The 14,925-nt window shown below is 67.7% G+C and carries 19 protein-coding genes; 9 read left to right on the forward strand and 10 right to left on the reverse strand.

What is annotated here, in order from left to right; all coding sequences use genetic code 11:
• Window positions 1-46 precede the first annotated feature (46 nt).
• Together ACQ450_RS02780 and ACQ450_RS02785 are read right to left on the reverse strand one after the other, a co-directional pair.
• The gene (locus tag ACQ450_RS02780) at window positions 47-481 is read right to left on the reverse strand and encodes a DUF488 family protein (protein ID WP_431470415.1); all 435 of its coding nucleotides are present in this window, start codon (window positions 479-481) and stop codon (window positions 47-49) included.
• Complete coding sequence (locus ACQ450_RS02785) at window positions 478-1,116, reverse strand: lysoplasmalogenase family protein (RefSeq protein ID WP_431470416.1); 639 nt, start codon at window positions 1,114-1,116, stop codon at window positions 478-480. The genes ACQ450_RS02780 and ACQ450_RS02785 overlap by 4 nt, the downstream gene beginning before the upstream one ends.
• 66 nt (window positions 1,117-1,182) lie before the next feature.
• Here ACQ450_RS02785 and trmFO point away from each other — a divergent pair, with 66 nt between their 5' ends.
• Complete coding sequence (gene trmFO / locus ACQ450_RS02790; RefSeq protein WP_431470417.1) at window positions 1,183-2,529, forward strand: methylenetetrahydrofolate--tRNA-(uracil(54)-C(5))-methyltransferase (FADH(2)-oxidizing) TrmFO; 1,347 nt, start codon at window positions 1,183-1,185, stop codon at window positions 2,527-2,529.
• 3 nt (window positions 2,530-2,532) lie between these two features.
• Here the strand turns inward: trmFO and ACQ450_RS02795 are convergent, their stop codons facing one another.
• Both ACQ450_RS02795 and ACQ450_RS02800 read right to left on the reverse strand, forming a co-directional pair.
• Window positions 2,533-3,003, reverse strand: coding sequence for a histidine kinase (locus tag ACQ450_RS02795; RefSeq protein ID WP_431470418.1), 471 nt, complete (start codon window positions 3,001-3,003; stop codon window positions 2,533-2,535).
• 62 nt (window positions 3,004-3,065) lie between these two features.
• Window positions 3,066-3,734, reverse strand: coding sequence for a squalene/phytoene synthase family protein (locus tag ACQ450_RS02800; protein ID WP_431470419.1), 669 nt, complete (start codon window positions 3,732-3,734; stop codon window positions 3,066-3,068).
• Window positions 3,735-3,845: 111 nt separating this feature from the next.
• Here ACQ450_RS02800 and ACQ450_RS02805 point away from each other — a divergent pair, with 111 nt between their 5' ends.
• Genes ACQ450_RS02805 through ACQ450_RS02815 form a run of 3 tightly spaced genes read left to right on the forward strand, consistent with a single transcriptional unit; the run spans window position 3,846 to window position 7,203 of the window.
• A complete protein-coding gene (locus tag ACQ450_RS02805; RefSeq protein WP_431470420.1) occupies window positions 3,846-5,909 on the forward strand; it encodes a pilus assembly protein TadG-related protein in 2,064 nt (687 codons plus the stop codon).
• On the forward strand, window positions 5,906-6,535 hold the full coding sequence (locus ACQ450_RS02810; protein ID WP_431470421.1) for a TadE/TadG family type IV pilus assembly protein: 630 nt from the start codon (window positions 5,906-5,908) through the stop codon (window positions 6,533-6,535). The genes ACQ450_RS02805 and ACQ450_RS02810 overlap by 4 nt, the downstream gene beginning before the upstream one ends.
• Window positions 6,532-7,203 carry a TadE/TadG family type IV pilus assembly protein gene (locus ACQ450_RS02815; RefSeq protein ID WP_431470422.1) on the forward strand — a complete coding sequence of 224 codons (672 nt, stop codon included), beginning with the start codon at window positions 6,532-6,534 and terminating at the stop codon, window positions 7,201-7,203. The genes ACQ450_RS02810 and ACQ450_RS02815 overlap by 4 nt, the downstream gene beginning before the upstream one ends.
• Window positions 7,204-7,241: 38 nt before the next feature.
• Here the strand turns inward: ACQ450_RS02815 and ACQ450_RS02820 are convergent, their stop codons facing one another.
• From ACQ450_RS02820 to eno, 5 genes are all read right to left on the reverse strand, one after another.
• Entirely contained in the window at window positions 7,242-8,630 is a 1,389-nt protein-coding gene (locus ACQ450_RS02820; protein ID WP_431470423.1) for a pyruvate dehydrogenase complex E1 component subunit beta, read from the reverse strand.
• 1 nt (window position 8,631) lies between these two features.
• Window positions 8,632-9,681, reverse strand: coding sequence for a pyruvate dehydrogenase (acetyl-transferring) E1 component subunit alpha (gene pdhA / locus ACQ450_RS02825; RefSeq protein WP_431470424.1), 1,050 nt, complete (start codon window positions 9,679-9,681; stop codon window positions 8,632-8,634).
• Window positions 9,682-9,785: 104 nt separating this feature from the next.
• Entirely contained in the window at window positions 9,786-10,352 is a 567-nt protein-coding gene (locus ACQ450_RS02830) for a hypothetical protein (protein ID WP_431470425.1), read from the reverse strand.
• A gap of 37 nt (window positions 10,353-10,389) precedes the next feature.
• Window positions 10,390-10,704 carry an FtsB family cell division protein gene (locus tag ACQ450_RS02835; protein ID WP_188055018.1) on the reverse strand — a complete coding sequence of 105 codons (315 nt, stop codon included), beginning with the start codon at window positions 10,702-10,704 and terminating at the stop codon, window positions 10,390-10,392.
• A 53-nt stretch (window positions 10,705-10,757) separates the two neighbouring features.
• Window positions 10,758-12,032 carry a phosphopyruvate hydratase gene (eno, locus tag ACQ450_RS02840; RefSeq protein ID WP_431470426.1) on the reverse strand — a complete coding sequence of 425 codons (1,275 nt, stop codon included), beginning with the start codon at window positions 12,030-12,032 and terminating at the stop codon, window positions 10,758-10,760.
• A gap of 149 nt (window positions 12,033-12,181) precedes the next feature.
• Here eno and ACQ450_RS02845 point away from each other — a divergent pair, with 149 nt between their 5' ends.
• The 5 genes from ACQ450_RS02845 to ACQ450_RS02865 all read left to right on the forward strand — a co-directional run bounded on the left by ACQ450_RS02845 (window position 12,182) and on the right by ACQ450_RS02865 (window position 14,245).
• Window positions 12,182-12,739, forward strand: a complete 558-nt coding sequence (locus ACQ450_RS02845; protein WP_431470427.1) for a hypothetical protein — start codon at window positions 12,182-12,184, stop codon at window positions 12,737-12,739.
• 13 nt (window positions 12,740-12,752) lie between these two features.
• Window positions 12,753-13,106: a phage holin family protein gene (locus ACQ450_RS02850; RefSeq protein WP_431470428.1), complete on the forward strand. Its 354-nt coding sequence runs from the start codon at window positions 12,753-12,755 to the stop codon at window positions 13,104-13,106.
• Window positions 13,103-13,498, forward strand: a complete 396-nt coding sequence (locus ACQ450_RS02855; RefSeq protein ID WP_431470429.1) for a hypothetical protein — start codon at window positions 13,103-13,105, stop codon at window positions 13,496-13,498. The genes ACQ450_RS02850 and ACQ450_RS02855 overlap by 4 nt, the downstream gene beginning before the upstream one ends.
• Entirely contained in the window at window positions 13,495-13,929 is a 435-nt protein-coding gene (locus ACQ450_RS02860) for a hypothetical protein (RefSeq protein WP_431470430.1), read from the forward strand. The genes ACQ450_RS02855 and ACQ450_RS02860 overlap by 4 nt, the downstream gene beginning before the upstream one ends.
• An 82-nt stretch (window positions 13,930-14,011) precedes the next feature.
• Window positions 14,012-14,245 (forward strand): DUF4170 domain-containing protein, encoded by a 234-nt coding sequence (locus ACQ450_RS02865; protein ID WP_431470431.1) that lies wholly within the window; start codon window positions 14,012-14,014, stop codon window positions 14,243-14,245.
• 46 nt (window positions 14,246-14,291) lie between these two features.
• Here ACQ450_RS02865 and ACQ450_RS02870 read toward each other — a convergent pair whose 3' ends face one another.
• Window positions 14,292-14,921 carry a rhomboid family intramembrane serine protease gene (locus ACQ450_RS02870; protein ID WP_431470432.1) on the reverse strand — a complete coding sequence of 210 codons (630 nt, stop codon included), beginning with the start codon at window positions 14,919-14,921 and terminating at the stop codon, window positions 14,292-14,294.
• Window positions 14,922-14,925 lie beyond the last annotated feature (4 nt).

Raw genomic sequence — 14,925 nt, forward strand, 5'->3', positions numbered from 1 at the left:
ATCGCGACAGCGGCGGCGGAGCGAAAAAGTTCCGATCGCGCGGCGGTCAGGGGAACAGGTCGACCGATTCCAGCCCCTCGCCCTCCGCCGCGAGCAGAAGCGTCCGGTGGCAGAGCGCGGGGTCGCGCTCGTAGCAGAGCAGCGCCGACGGAGCAGCTTCGACAAGCTCCCGCATCCGCGCCGCCTGTGCCTGTGCTTCGGGAAGCTCGAGCTGCCCCGAATAGACCGTCTCCAACGTCGCCCGGTCGCCCTTTTTCGCGGCGTCGCGGCCCGGCTTGGGCGTGCCGAGCGCCTTCAGATGGACATAGTCGATCCCCGCTTCGGCAAGCCCCGCGGCGAGCGCCGACTTGGAGAAGCCGGGACGACGCGACAGCGGAAGCGCGCGCACGTCGATCACTTGCCGGACCCCCGCCTTCCGCAGCGCCGCCAGCAGATCGTCGAACGTCGCGGCTTCATAGCCGATGGTGAACACCCGCGTCATACCGCCTCCCGTCGCAACCGAGTGACGACGCCCCAGGCGATCAGCGCCTGTCCGCCGAAATAGGTCGGCCAGATCAGCAGCCCCGGCAGCTCGGACCCGCCGAGCGGCCCCATTCGCGCGAAGATCAGCAAATCCGACAGCACGAACAGCGCCGCGCCGAGCGGGACGATCGCCGGGAAGCGACTGACGGCCGCCGCGCCCGCCATCGCGCCGAGGCCGAGCGCATAGAGCGCGACGCCCGGCGCCTCGGCGCGCGCGTCGGGCAGAAGCCAGGCAGTCCCGGCAACGGCAATGGCGACGACGGCGACGATCCCGAGCGGACGCTCGCGGTGGCGCAGATAGAGGAGGATCGCGATCAGATGGCCGGCGAGAAACGCCAGCGCCGCCACCGTCAGCCCCGCCGCTTCGAGCAGCACGTCGCCCGCCGCGCCGAACGCCAGCACCGTCGCGATCATCCAGCCATCGCGCCGCCGCGCCAGCGTCGCGGCCCAGAGCGCGAGCAGCCCGACGCCGCCGCCCTTCCAGACGATCGCCGGAACGCCTTCGAGGCCGATCCAGCGATTGGCATAATAGCTTGCCCCGACCGCGAGCGCGGCGAAGAACAGGAGCTGCGCGTTCCGGCCAGCCTGCTGCATTCTTCCTCCTCCCCCCGATCTCCGCCGGCTTTGTCAGCCGCGCACGCCGCCGCTATCTGCACCCGCATGACTCACGATATTCACATCATCGGCGGCGGGCTAGCCGGATCGGAAGCGGCATGGCAGCTGGCCGAAGCGGGCTGGAAGGTGCGGCTTTCCGAAATGCGCGGCGCGGGCAGCATGACGCCGGCGCACCAGACCGACGGCCTGGCCGAGCTCGTCTGCTCGAACAGCTTCCGCTCGGACGACGCCGAGCGCAACGCCGTCGGGCTGCTGCATCAGGAAATGCGCGACCTGAACTCGATCATCATCGCTACGGGCGATGCGCACAAGGTGCCGGCGGGCTCCGCTTTGGCGGTCGACCGCGACGGATTTTCGCAGGCAGTGACCGCCGCACTCCAAGCCCATCCGAATATCAACATCGTGCGCGAACGTATTGATACTATTCCGGAAAGCGGCATGACGATCATCGCCACCGGGCCACTGACCGCCGACAGTCTGGCAGGCAGCATCGCCAGGGCAACGGGCAAGGACCAACTCGCCTTCTTCGACGCGATCGCGCCGATCGTCCATTTCGAGAGCATCGACATGGACGTGGCGTGGAAGCAGTCGCGCTGGGACAAGGGCTCGGATGTCGGCGACGGCGCCGATTACATCAATTGCCCGCTGGACAAGGAGCAGTATCGCGCCTTCGTCCAGGGGCTGCTCGACGGCGAGAAGACCGAATTTCGCGAGTGGGAGAACGTCCCCTATTTCGAAGGCTGTATGCCGATCGAAGTGATGGCCGAGCGCGGCATCGATACGCTGCGTCACGGCCCGATGAAGCCGGTGGGTCTCGACAATCCGCACGACCGCACTCCCGAATATCCGCAGGGGCGCTGGCCCTATGCCGCCGTCCAGCTGCGCCAGGACAATGCCTCGGGCACGCTCTGGAACATGGTCGGCTTTCAGACAAAGCTCAAATATGGCGCCCAAGTCGCTCTTTTCCGGACCATTCCCGGACTCGAGAATGCCGAGTTCGCGCGGCTGGGCGGGCTGCATCGCAACACCTTCATCAAGTCGCCCGAGCTGCTCGACACCACGCTGCGGCTGAAGGCGCGGCAGCATATCCGCTTCGCCGGCCAGATCACCGGATGCGAAGGCTATGTCGAGAGCGCCGCGATCGGCCTGCTCGCCGGACGCTTCGCCGCCGCCGAGCTCGCCGGGGCGCTGATGGCGCCGCCCCCGCCCGAGACTGCGCTGGGCGCGCTGCTGGCGCACATCACCGGCGGCGCCGAGGCGGCGACCTATCAGCCGATGAACGTCAACTTCGGCCTTTTCCCGCCGATCGAGGGCCGCTCGAAGAAGGCCGACCGCAAGCTGCTCTACACCGCCCGCGCCCGCGAGGCGCTGCGCGAGTGGCTCGCCGCCTGAGCGTCACTCCTCCTCGTCCGGCGCCGGGCAGCGGCACGGCGTGGGCGAGGCGCGCGGCCGGCGCACCACGCGCGTCGTGGCGAATTCGGTTCTGCTGAGGGCGCCCGAGCGATCCGCGTCGGCGCCCACGAATTTATTCGTCGTGCGCACCGCCCATTCGTCGAACGACAGCCGTCCGTCGCCATTGCTGTCGAGCCGGGCATAGGCGCGGCGGCGGTTGCGCAGATATTCCTCGCGGGTGATCGATTCGTCGCGATCGCGGTCGTAGCGGTCGAACCGCTTTTGCTCGCGCGTGCGATCATCGGCGCGCGGCGCGGCCTTGGGGAGCGGCGGAGGCTCGGCTTCGGCCGTTTCCACCGGCATCGGCGGCGGCAGTGCGGCGGCGGTTTCGGGCTCTGCCGAGCCGCGGAAGAAGAACAAGCCGGCGGCTGCGAGCAGCAATGCCCCGGCGGCACCCACGAAATAGCGCCACATGGTCGCGACTCCCCCTGTTGCCCGTGCGACAGGCTACGCTTCCGCGCGCCGCGGGCAAGCCGCTATCGTCCGGTGAAGCGGTGCCAGATCAATCGTCCCACCCGCGACGGCGCGCCGACCGGCGGCGGCGCTCCCGGCGGGAGGGCTAGATCGCGGCGGGCGAGATGCGCGAGCGCACCGAGCGCGCGGCCGTTGCGGCTCCACTGCGCTGCGGTCGCGGTCGCCAGCATCGGGGCCGCAAGCGCGCGCGCGGCTTCCGCCTCGCCGCTCCGCTGGAGATGCCGGCCCAGGTCGGCGAGTGCCCAGCCCGTGCCTGCCGCCTCGACCGGATCGTCGGGCGCGCCGCCCAGCACGGCAGCAGCCGCGGCGAACAGCGCCCCGCCCCGCCCGTTGCCATGGGTACGCAGTGCGGCCGCATCGAGCAGGTCGGCCTCGATCAGCACATCCCATCCGGCCACCATCTCGGCCAATGCGCTGCCCGCTACGCCGCGCGGCAGCACGTGCTCGGCCAGCCCCTGCAGCACCGGCTCGGCCGGCGGCGGAGCGTCGTCGAGCCCCGAAAGCCGGTCGCGCCACCATTGCAGCCGGATCTGGCCGAGCGCGGGCTCGCGCGTGGTACGCAGCAGGGCGGCCAGGGCATCGTCGAGCGCGAGCAATGCGGCGAGCCCGGCGCGGCGGTCGGGCGCGGCATAGCTCAGGATCTGACGCCGTTCGGCGGCTTCGGGCGTCATCGCTAGCCTCCGGTCCCGCAACGTAACCGGCGCATTAACCATGCTGCTTGATCCGCCGTTATCCTCACAGGCGCCATATCCGCCCATTGATCGGGGCAACTGGGCTTTGGCATGAGCAATCGGCACGAGCGGACAATGGCTGACGCGCGGGCGTGGCTCACTGCGCTTGTCCGCGATACCCGCGCCAACACCATCGCGATCATGGCGATGGCGATGATCCCGCTGGCGGGCATGGTGGGCGGCGGCGTCGACATCAGCCGCATGTACATCGTCAAGACGCGCCTGCAACACGCCTGCGACGCCGGAGCGCTCGCCGGACGCAAATCGATGGGTGCCGGCGTCTGGAGCTACAACAATTACTGGGCGCGCGGCGTCGCCGAAAAATTCTTCGACGCGAACATCTCGGCCACGCCCTATGGAGCCTCCAACCTCACCCGCAGCTTCAGCGAACAGGCGGGCAAGGTGATCGGCACGGCCTCGGCGACGGTGCCGATGACGCTGATGCGGATTTTCGGCCGCACGAGCGAAACGCTGACCGTGACCTGCGACGCCGAGATGCGGCTGCCTAACACCGATGTGATGTTCGTGCTCGACGTCACCGGATCGATGGGCAGCAAGGCCGTGTCGTCGGACAGCGACACCAAGATCGAGAGCCTGCGCACGGCGGTGAAGTGCTTCTACGAGATCGTCGCGCGGCTCGACACCGACGCGATGTGCACCCACGGTCAGCCGGCCGGCGGCACGGGCGATCAGGTTCAGATCCGTTTCGGCTTCGTGCCGTACAACACCAATGTGAATGTCGGGCGGCTGCTGTCGCCGGACTGGTTCGCGAACGAATGGAAGTACCAGTCGCGCGAGCCGGTGTGGCATACCGAGACGACGACGACCTATCCCAACCCGATCGAGACCGATCGCGACGTATCGAACAACACCTCCGCATGGAGCCCGTTCGAGGATACCAGCACCTACATCGACTGGTGGGGCGGATGCCCGGCGATCCCCACACCCAATCCCGGCACGCAGGTGATGAACGGGACGACCACGACCTCCGACCCGGTCATCAATCCGCAGACGGGCGTGAAGACCTGGACCGAGACCACGGTCAACGGAACGTTGCAGACTCAATACCGCACCGTGAAGCAAGGCTGGGGCGACATCCGCTGCATGCTCCAGAAGAGCACGCGCACCACCGGCTCGAGTGTGACGATCACCTATTCGGCGCAGCCGGTCACGACGACGGAGAAGACCTTCCAGCGGTGGCGCTACGCCCAGGTGACGCACGACATCAGCGGCCTCAAGGATCCCGCCGACGTCCATCAGTGGAACGACACCGGCACCGTGGAACTGCCGATCGGCGCCAACGGAGCGATGCGCAGCATCCCCTGGGACGGCTGCATCGAGGAACGCGCCACGGTGCGCGCGACCAACTTCAGCCCGATCCCGTCCGGCGCCTATGACCTGAACATCGATCTGGTGCCCGCCGAAAATGATCCGGCAACGCTGTGGGGCCCGGCGCTGCCCGGTGCGATCTTCACGCGGCAGGCGACGGGGAGCTCGAACGGCAGCACCAACGGCTGGAACTCGGCGGAGGTGTTCAGCGAGCAGAATTACGTCAACAATTCCAGCTACTCGTGCCCGAGCGAAAGCCGGCTGCTGCAGACCTGGCCCACTGCGAGCGCGTTCGAGGACTATGTCGACGGGCTGACGCCGAACGGGAATACCTATCACGACATCGGTCTCATCTGGGGCGCCCGGCTGATTTCGCCGACGGGGCTGTTCGCCGCGTCGAACGCCAAGACGCCCAAGGGCGGCGATATCGAGCGCCATCTGATCTTCATGACCGACGGCGACACGGTGACCAGCGCCGCCAACTATGCCGCCTATGGCCTGCCCTGGTTCGACCGGCGGCAGACGAGCGCGAGCGCGGTGCCGAGCAGCGGCGACCTGACCAATCAGGTCAACGCGCGCTTCTCGGCGATGTGCACCGCGGTGAAGAACATGAACATCACGCTATGGGTGATCTCGTTCGGGTCGGGCTCGAACGAGACGACCGAGCAGCGGCTGGAGAATTGCGCGAGCGCCAACCGTTATTTCGTGGCGCGCGATTCGGCGACGCTTCAGCAGACGTTCCGCTCGATCGCGGACGAGATTTCCCAGCTCAGGCTTACCCGGTGACGCGGCGATTCTCCCTCCGCCGCGTCCCACCGCGCGCACTGGCGCGCGACAAGGCGGGCGCCACGGTCGTCGAATTCGCGATCGTGGCGCCTGTCCTCTGCCTGGTCCTTCTCGGCGCGTTCGACATCGGCCACACGCTCTACATGCGCTCGGTGCTGCAGGGGATCCTGCAGAAGGCCGCGCGCGACGCCACGCTGGAGAGCGGCACCGAAGCGACGCAGCAGGCACTTCTCGACGAGAAGGTGCGCAAGCAGGTCCGCGCGCTGGCGAACAATGCGACCATCGACTTCTCCCGCCGCTACTACCGCACCTTCTCCGACGCCGCGGCGGCACGCGCCGAGCGCTGGACCGACAGCAACACCAACGGCCGCTGTGACAATGGCGAGCCCTATGATGACGAGAACAACAACAGCGTGTGGGACGCCGACGGCGGCAACGAAGGCCAGGGCGGCGCGAAGGACGCAACGCTCTACACGGTGAAGGTCCGCTATCCGCGCTTCTTCCCGATCTACCGCTTCGTCGGCGGTTCGGACACGACCCGGCTGACCGCATCCACAGTGCTCCGCAACCAGCCCTATGGCGACCAGGGCAGCTATGAGCCGCCCCAGGTGCGGAACTGCACGTGACGCCCCCCCGCCTCCTCGCGCTGCTTCGACGGCTGCGCAGCGACACGAGCGGCCTCGCGCTGCTCGAATTCGCCTATACGCTGCCGATCCTGCTGGTGCTGAGCCTCAGCGGCGCGGAGCTCACCAACTATATTACGACCAAGATGCGAATGAGCCAGATCGCCCTGCATCTGGCCGACAATGCCGCGCGGATCGGATCGGGGAGCCAGCTTTCGGCCAAGCAGATCACCGAAGCCGACATCAACGACCTGCTGACCGGAGCGAACCTTCAGTCCGGCGAGCTCGAGTTGCTGAGGCATGGGCGCATCATCCTCTCGAGCCTGGAGCCGATGTCGAACCCGAACACGAGCGGGCGGTATCGCATCCGCTGGCAGCGCTGCGGCGGCGCGAAGGTCGGGCACAAATCGAGCTGGGGCGAGGCCGGCAAGTCGAACGGCACCAACATGGCGGGCATGGGCCCCGCCGGCCGCCAGGCGATCGCGCCCGAAAATGGCGTGACGATGTTCGTCGAGGTCTATTACGAATATCAGCCGCTGGTCGGCGGATCGCTGGCGCCCGACGCGGCAATGACCGAGATTGCATCGATGATGGTGCGCGACCGCCGCGACACGACCGGCGGCACCAACGGAGTCTATCCCGTTTCCGGCGTGACGCCTTCGACCTGCTGACCCTCGCCGCCGCGCGAACGGCGCCGAGTGTCCGGCATTCAGGTGCGGTAGGTGACTTTCTTCACCGCGGCGACCACGCGCTCGGAATCGACCAGCGCCAGCTTTTCCAGATTGGCGGCATAGGGCAGCGGCACGTCCTCGTTGGTCACGCGCGTCACCGGCGCGTCGAGCCAGTCGAAGCCCTCCTCCATGCAGATCGCCGAGATTTCGGACGCGATCGAACAGGTCGGCCAGCCTTCCTCGACCACCACCATGCGGTTGGTCTTCTTCAGGCTCTCGAGCACCGCTGCCTTGTCGAGCGGGCGCAGCGTGCGCAGGTCGATCACTTCGGCCTCGATCCCCTCGCCCGCCAGCTGCTCGGCGGCTTCGAGCGCCACGCCGACGCCGATCGAATAGCTGACGATGCTGACGTCCTTGCCAGGCCGCACGATCCGCGCCTTGCCGATCGGCAGCACCCAGTCGTCGAGCTTGGGAACCTCGAAGCTGCGCCCGTACATCAGCTCGTTTTCGAGGAACACGACCGGATCGGGCGACCGGATCGCCGCCTTGAGCAGTCCCTTGGCATCGGCCGCGTCATAGGGGGCGATCACGATCAGCCCGGGGACGCTGGCATACCAGGGGCCGTAATTCTGACTGTGCTGCGCGCCAACCCTGCTCGCCGCGCCGTTCGGCCCGCGGAACACCACCGGGCAGCGCATCTGGCCGCCCGACATGTAATTGGTCTTGGCCGCCGAGTTCACGATATGGTCGATCGCCTGCATCGCGAAGTTGAACGTCATGAACTCGACGATCGGGCGCAGACCGCCCATCGCCGCGCCGGTGCCGACGCCGGCGAAGCCATATTCGGTGATCGGCGTGTCGATCACGCGCCTGGCGCCGAATTCGTCGAGCAGCCCCTGCGTCACCTTGTACGCGCCCTGATATTCGGCGACTTCCTCGCCCATCACGAACACGCGCTCGTCGGCCCGCATTTCCTCGGCCATCGCGTCGCGCAGCGCCTCGCGCACGGTGAGCTTCACCATCTCGGTGCCCTCGGGCACCTCGGGATCGGCGAGCTGCGGCTTGCTGTCGGCGAGCTGGCTCGTGCCGCTCGCCTTCGGCTCGGCCTTCGGCGCTTCGGATTCGGCGGCCTTCTGCTCCTGCGCCGGCTTCTCGGCGGGAACCTCGACTGCATCGGCGCTCTCGCCTTCCTCGGCCAGCATCGCGATGACGGTGCCGACCTTCACATTGTCCGTGCCCTCGGCGATCAGGATCTTCGCAATCGTGCCTTCATCGACTGCCTCGAACTCCATCGTCGCCTTGTCGGTCTCGATCTCGGCGAGGATGTCCCCCGACGAAACGCTGTCGCCTTCCTTGACCAGCCATTTCGCCAGCGTGCCCTCTTCCATCGTGGGCGACAGCGCCGGCATCTTCAGTTCGATCGCCATCTCAGTAGGACTCCACCAGAACGTCGGTATAGAGCTCGGCCGCGTCGGGCTCGGGCGTCGATTCCGCGAAATCGGCGGATTCGTTGACGATCTTGCGGATCTCCTTCTCGATCTCCTTCAACGCGCCTTCCTCGACGCCCAGCTCGGCCAGCTCGCGCTTGGCGTGCTCGATCGGGTCGGACTTGTCGCGCATCGACTGGACTTCCTCGCGGCTGCGATATTTGGCCGGGTCCGACATCGAATGGCCGCGATAGCGATAGGTCTTCATCTCGAGGATCACCGGCCCCTTGCCGGCGCGGACCCATTCGAGCGCAGTCTCGGCGGCGCCACGCGCGGCGAGCACGTCCATCCCGTCGACCTGGATGCCGGGAATGCGGAAGCTCTCGCCCCGCTTGTAGAGCTGATCCTCGGCCGATGAGCGATTCACGCTGGTGCCCATCGCATATTGGTTGTTCTCGATCACGAAGACGATCGGCAGCTTCCACAGCTCGGCCATGTTGAAGGCCTCGTACACCTGCCCCTGGTTCGCCGCGCCGTCGCCGAAATAGGCGAGCGTGACGCCGCCGTCCTGATTGTACTTGTGCGCAAAGGCGAGGCCCGTGCCGAGCGCGACCTGCGCGCCGACGATACCGTGGCCGCCGTAGAACTTCTTCTCGGTCGAGAACATGTGCATCGACCCGCCCTTGCCCTTCGAGATACCAGCAGCGCGGCCAGTCAGCTCGGCCATGATCTCCTTGGGATCGATGCCATAAGCGAGCATGTGGCCATGATCGCGATAGCCGGTGATCACGCTGTCCTTGTCGCCGTCGAGCGCGGACTGCAGGCCGACGGCAACCGCTTCCTGGCCGATGTAGAGATGGCAGAAACCGCCGATCAGGCCGAGACCGTAGAGCTGGCCGGCCTTTTCCTCGAACCGGCGGATGAGCAGCATCTGGCGATAGAATTCGAGCAGCTCGTCCTTCGAGGCCTTGTACCGTTCCGGCTCGTTCGGCCGCTCGCGATTGGACGGTGCGGGTTCGCTCTTGCGGCGGGTTGCCGGTGCTTTGGCCACGATCGGGAAATCCTCGTTCCTTGGGGAGGAAGAAAGCCCGAGCCTATAGGCGCGTTCCGCCCCGCTGCGCAACGTCCCCGCGCGGCGAAGCGGTGGTCCCCGCCTCAGTCGTCGTAGCGGAACGCGCCGGGCGGCAGCAGCTCCTGCGCCGCGGCGATGTCGACCTCGGCGGCCGCGGGATCGGTGCAGCTCTTGCGCGAGATCGTCCGTCCGTCGCGCTGGACGAACAGCCCCGCCGAGAATTCGGGCGCGTTCCCGCCCTCCCCGAAACCCGTGCGCACCGTCCGGCTGTAGACGACGTAGGTGTAGGCGCCGTTGTCGAAGCTGATCTGTGCCTCGCCGCCGCCCGAATAGGGCGTGCTGGACCAGGCGAGCGTGCCCGATCCGAACGGCTGCGCCGGGTGCTGCAGCTCGAGCGCGTCGGCGGTGCCGTAGCGATATTGGACATAGCGGGTCTCACCCGAGCCACCGGCGCAGATCGCGACCGTCCGCTCGCCGAGCCCGCATTCGAAGATCACCTGCTCCACCGGCTTGCACAGGGCCGATGCGGCGGCCGGACCCGGCGTGACGGGCTGTTCCTCGACGGCGGCGGCCTGCTCGCGGGCCGGACATGCGGCGGAACCGAGCAACAGCGGCGCCAGCGCGATGAAAGCCGTTCCGATCTTCCGCATCCGCTCTCCCCTGTCGTGCGGTTTCGTGCCTGCGCCGTCAGTCGAGCGGGATGATGATCTCGTCGGGACGCGCGACGTTGAGCTGCTTGCGCGCCAGTTCCTCGACCAGATCGGGGTCGGCGCCCCGCTCCGAATCGAGCAGCTCGACTCGATTGCGCAACTGCGCCCGCTGCTTGTCGAGCGCCTGGTACTGCTCGGTCCGCTCGGCGAGTTCCTCCTGCACCTCATGATGCGCAAGCGCGCCATTGGGGCCGAGCACCGCATAATAGCCGAAGAAGGCCATCGCGATCAGCGCCGCGGCGGGAAGCCCGGCGCGACGGAGGATCGACTGCAGGGGCGACCGGCGCGACATGCCTAATAGTCGCTTAATTTCCCTGCAGCTTCAAGCCGTAGTTGTCCGGAAGCCTATTTCAGCACCTGCCGCCCGGCATAGCGGGCCGCGTCGCCCAGTTCCTCCTCGATGCGGATCAGCTGGTTGTACTTGGCGAGCCGATCCGAGCGCGCGAGGCTGCCGGTCTTGATCTGTCCGCAGTTGGTGGCGACGGCGAGGTCGGCGATCGTCGCGTCCTCGGTCTCGCCCGAACGATGCGACATCACTGCCGTGTAGCGCGAGCGCTGTGCGAGGTTCACCGCCTCAAGAGTTTCGGTGAGCGTGCCGATCTGGTTGACCTTCACCAGCAACGAATTGGCGAGCCCGCGGCCGATCCCGTCGGCGAGACGGGCCGGATTGGTGACGAACAGGTCGTCGCCGACGAGCTGCACCTTGCCGCCGAGCTTGTCGGTCAGCAGCTTCCAGCCTTCGAAATCATCCTCGCTCATCCCGTCCTCGATCGACAGGATCGGGTAGCGGGCGACGAGATCGGCAAGGAATTCGGCGTTCTCGGCGGGAGTCATCGTCCGGCCCTCGCCTTCCATCACATAGCGGCCGTCCTTGAAATATTCGGTCGCGGCGCAATCGAGCGCGAGCATCACATCGTCGCCGGGCGTGTAGCCGGCCGCTTCGATCGAAGCCATGATGAAGTCGAGCGCGTCGGTGGTCGAGGCAAGCGCCGGCGCGAAGCCGCCCTCGTCGCCGACCGAAGTGGCGAGGCCCTTCTCGGCGAGCTTCTTCTTGAGCGTGTGGAAGATCTCCGAGCCGCAGCGGACCGCCTCGACGATATTCTCGGCGCCGACGGGCATCACCATGAATTCCTGGATGTCGATCGGATTGTCGGCATGTTCGCCGCCGTTCACGATGTTCATCATCGGCACCGGCAATAGATGCGCGCCGACGCCGCCGACATAGCGATAGAGCGGCAGTCCGCGCGCCTCCGCCGCCGCCTTGGCCACCGCGAGGCTGACGCCGAGAATGGCATTGGCGCCGAGCCGCCCCTTGTTCGCGGTGCCGTCCAACTCGATCATCGCCGTGTCGAGATCGGCCTGATCCTCGGCGTCCATCCCGAGCACCGCCTCGGCGATGTCCTGATTGACTGCCTCGACCGCCGCCTCGACGCCCTTGCCCATCCAGCGGCTCTTGTCGCCGTCGCGCTTCTCGACCGCTTCGTGTGCGCCGGTGGAGGCTCCCGAGGGAACCGCCGCGCGGCCGAAGCTGCCGTCCTCCAGCAGGACATCCACCTCGACCGTGGGATTGCCGCGACTGTCGAGGATCTGGCGTGCGTGGAGGTCGATTATTGCGGTCACGTAACGGTCTCCTTAAGGGATGGCGAACAGGCCGGAGATGGCGCGGCCGAGCCTGTATCGGCTTCGCGCTCGTCGGGCAATCTCGGCGGCGTGGAACAAGGCGCCCGCGCTGTTGTTGTCATTGGAAACGCAAGAAAGGGCCTCAAGCGATGGTGGACAACACGACTCCCGGCGCAACCTCCGGCGGTGCGCCGAACGCAACTCCCGGAACCGGCGCGACGATGACGACCGAAGCGCCGATGAAGACAACCGGCACTGCGAGCGACGCCGCCGGCGGCAACGAAGGCGGATCGTCCAGCGCAAGCGGCAGCGGAACCAGAGACAAGATCCGCGAGGAAGCCTCGAAGCTGGGCAGCCAGGCGGCGGAACGCGCCCGCGGCTATGCCGGCCAGGGCAAGGAACGCGCGACGGGCGCGCTCGACGAGCTGTCGCGCATGATGGGCGACGCGGCGGGCGACGTGGACGAGCGGCTGGGCCCGCAATATGGCAAATATGCCCGCTCGGCCGCGAGCAGCGTTCAGAGCTTCGCCGATACGCTGCGCAGCCGCGAAGTCGACGACCTGCTCCAGGACGCGAGCGAATTCGTGCGCAAGAGCCCGGCGATCGCGATCGGCACCGCGGCCGTCCTCGGCTTCGCATTCGCCCGGCTGATCAAGTCCGGCGTCGAAGCGTCGTCGGACGCCACCGACACGACCGCCAACGGCTGATCGGATCGCGAGCATGGCGTTGCACGATCCGGAAGACCCGAGCATCGGCCAGGTCCTCACGCGGCTGATCGCCGACGCGAAGGAATATGGCCGCGCTGAAGTCGATTATTACAAGACGCTTGCCGCGGCGCGGAAGAACGACGCAGTCACCGGCCTGATTGCCGGCGTGGCGGCGGCTGTGCTCGGCCTGGGCCTGGTCTGCGCGCTGCTGGTGGGACTAATCCTCACGCTGGCGACGCTGATCGGCCCGGGGCTGGCCACGCTGGCGGTGGTCCTGCTGACCGCCGCGGTGATCGCGCTGCTGGCCCGCGCGGCGATCGACCGGTTCCGCCACGCCTTTCGGGCGCAGCCGGGGAGCAAGCGATGACCGCGACCGAGAGAGACGTGAAAGCGGCAGCGGAACGGACGCACCTTGCCCGCATCCGCCTGAACCAGAGCATCGCCGACGCGAAGTATCGGCTGAAGCCGGGAACGATCGCGCACGACGCAGTGGGAAGCGCCGCGGACGGCGCCGCATCGGCAGCACGCAAGGGAGTCGATGCCGCCAGAGCAAAGCCGATCGTCACCGCCTCCGTGGTCGGCGCGGTCGGCATGTTCCTGGCGCGCGGGTGGATCGGCCGGAAACTGGCCGAGCGCCGGGCCCGCAAGGCGGCTGTGCCGATGGAAACCGTCGAGACGCGGCCGGCACCGCTTCCCGCCGTGCAACCGACCGCTCCGCACCGAGTTAGACCGCACGCGAAAGAAGGAATCCAATTATGACCGACGCAACCACAGCCGAAAACTCCGGTGGCCGCTCGAGTCGTCTCGACTCGGCGCGCGAATCGGCGAGCCACGCCTATGAGGCAACGCGGGACCGCGCACGGCGCACTGCCGAAACCACGCGCAACCGCGCCCGCCAGACCGCCGAGACGGTAGGCGACAATCCGCTGGCGCTGCTTGCCGGCGGCATCGCGCTCGGGGTGCTCGTCGGCGTGCTGCTGCCCCGCCATCCGCGCGAGCGCGAACTGCTCGATCCGCTGGGCAAGCGCCTCGCCGAGGGTGCCACCGCGGCCGCAGTGGCGGCGCGCGACGCAGGCAAGCAGGAGCTCGACCAGCTGCTCCCGAGCGGCGAACAGGCGAAGTCGCGCGCCAGCAACGTGCTCGAGAGCGCTCTCGGTGCCGCCCGCGAGCGGGTCAGCCAGTCGCAGTGATCCCCGCTTCGGGTTCCTCCGGGGTTGAGCGTGGCGGCGCAGGCGCTACAGGCATGGGCCGTCCGCTCCCCGGGAGGAAAATTTGAGCAAGCTGCACCTCGTGTTCGGCGGCCGTGTGGCCGATCCGCGCACCCTCGACTTCAACGATCTGGCGACGATCGACGTCGTCGGCGTATTCCCCGACTATGCAAGCGCGGAAAAGGCGTGGCGCGCCGCCGCGCAGCGGACCGTGGACGATGCCGAGATGAAATATGTCGTCGTGCATCTCCACCGCCTGCTCGAGCCGGACGTTCCGCTGGACGATCCGGAACACTGAACCGCTCGGCACCTCGACCGGGCCGGCGCTGCGGCGTTCGGCCCGGTCAGGCCCTGCGCCAGCGCAGCAGCAACAGCGGTCGCGCGAGCAGCAGCCCGGCGATGAAGCCGCCGATATGCGCAGCGGCGGCGATCTGCAGCCCGCCGCCGAGCAGCGCCCACCACATCAGCAGGTTGACGATCGTCCAGGCAACGGCGAGCCAGAGCACATGGACGACGCGCTCCGGAATCGGCCCGATCGCACGCACGCGGGGCTGGCTGAACAGCAGCGAATAGGCGCCGATCACCGCCGAGGCGGCGCCGCTCGCCCCCACCATCGGGATCAGCGCATCCGGATCGAGCAGCCATTGCGCCGCCGCGGCGCTGTAGGCGCCCGCAACGTAAAGCAGCAGCAGCCCCGCGACGCCCACGGCCCGCTCGGTTTCACGCCCGGTGAAGCCCAGCATCAGCATGTTCATGCCCAGGTGCAGCACGCCGGCGTGCACGAAGGTGCAGCTGAGCGGTGTGAGCCACACCGGCAGCAGGCCATAACCCTCGAACCCCGGCACGCCGCTCGCGCGCGCAGGAATGAAGCCGGCGATCACGCTGGCATCGACCAGCGCGCCGGACAGGACGACGATCAGGCTCACCGCCGATGTGGCGAGCACCAATGCCGCAGTCGCCGTCCGTACCGGCATCGCG

The organism is Sphingosinithalassobacter sp. LHW66-3 (genome assembly GCF_050703275.1).
Lineage (GTDB): Bacteria > Pseudomonadota > Alphaproteobacteria > Sphingomonadales > Sphingomonadaceae > Sphingomonas.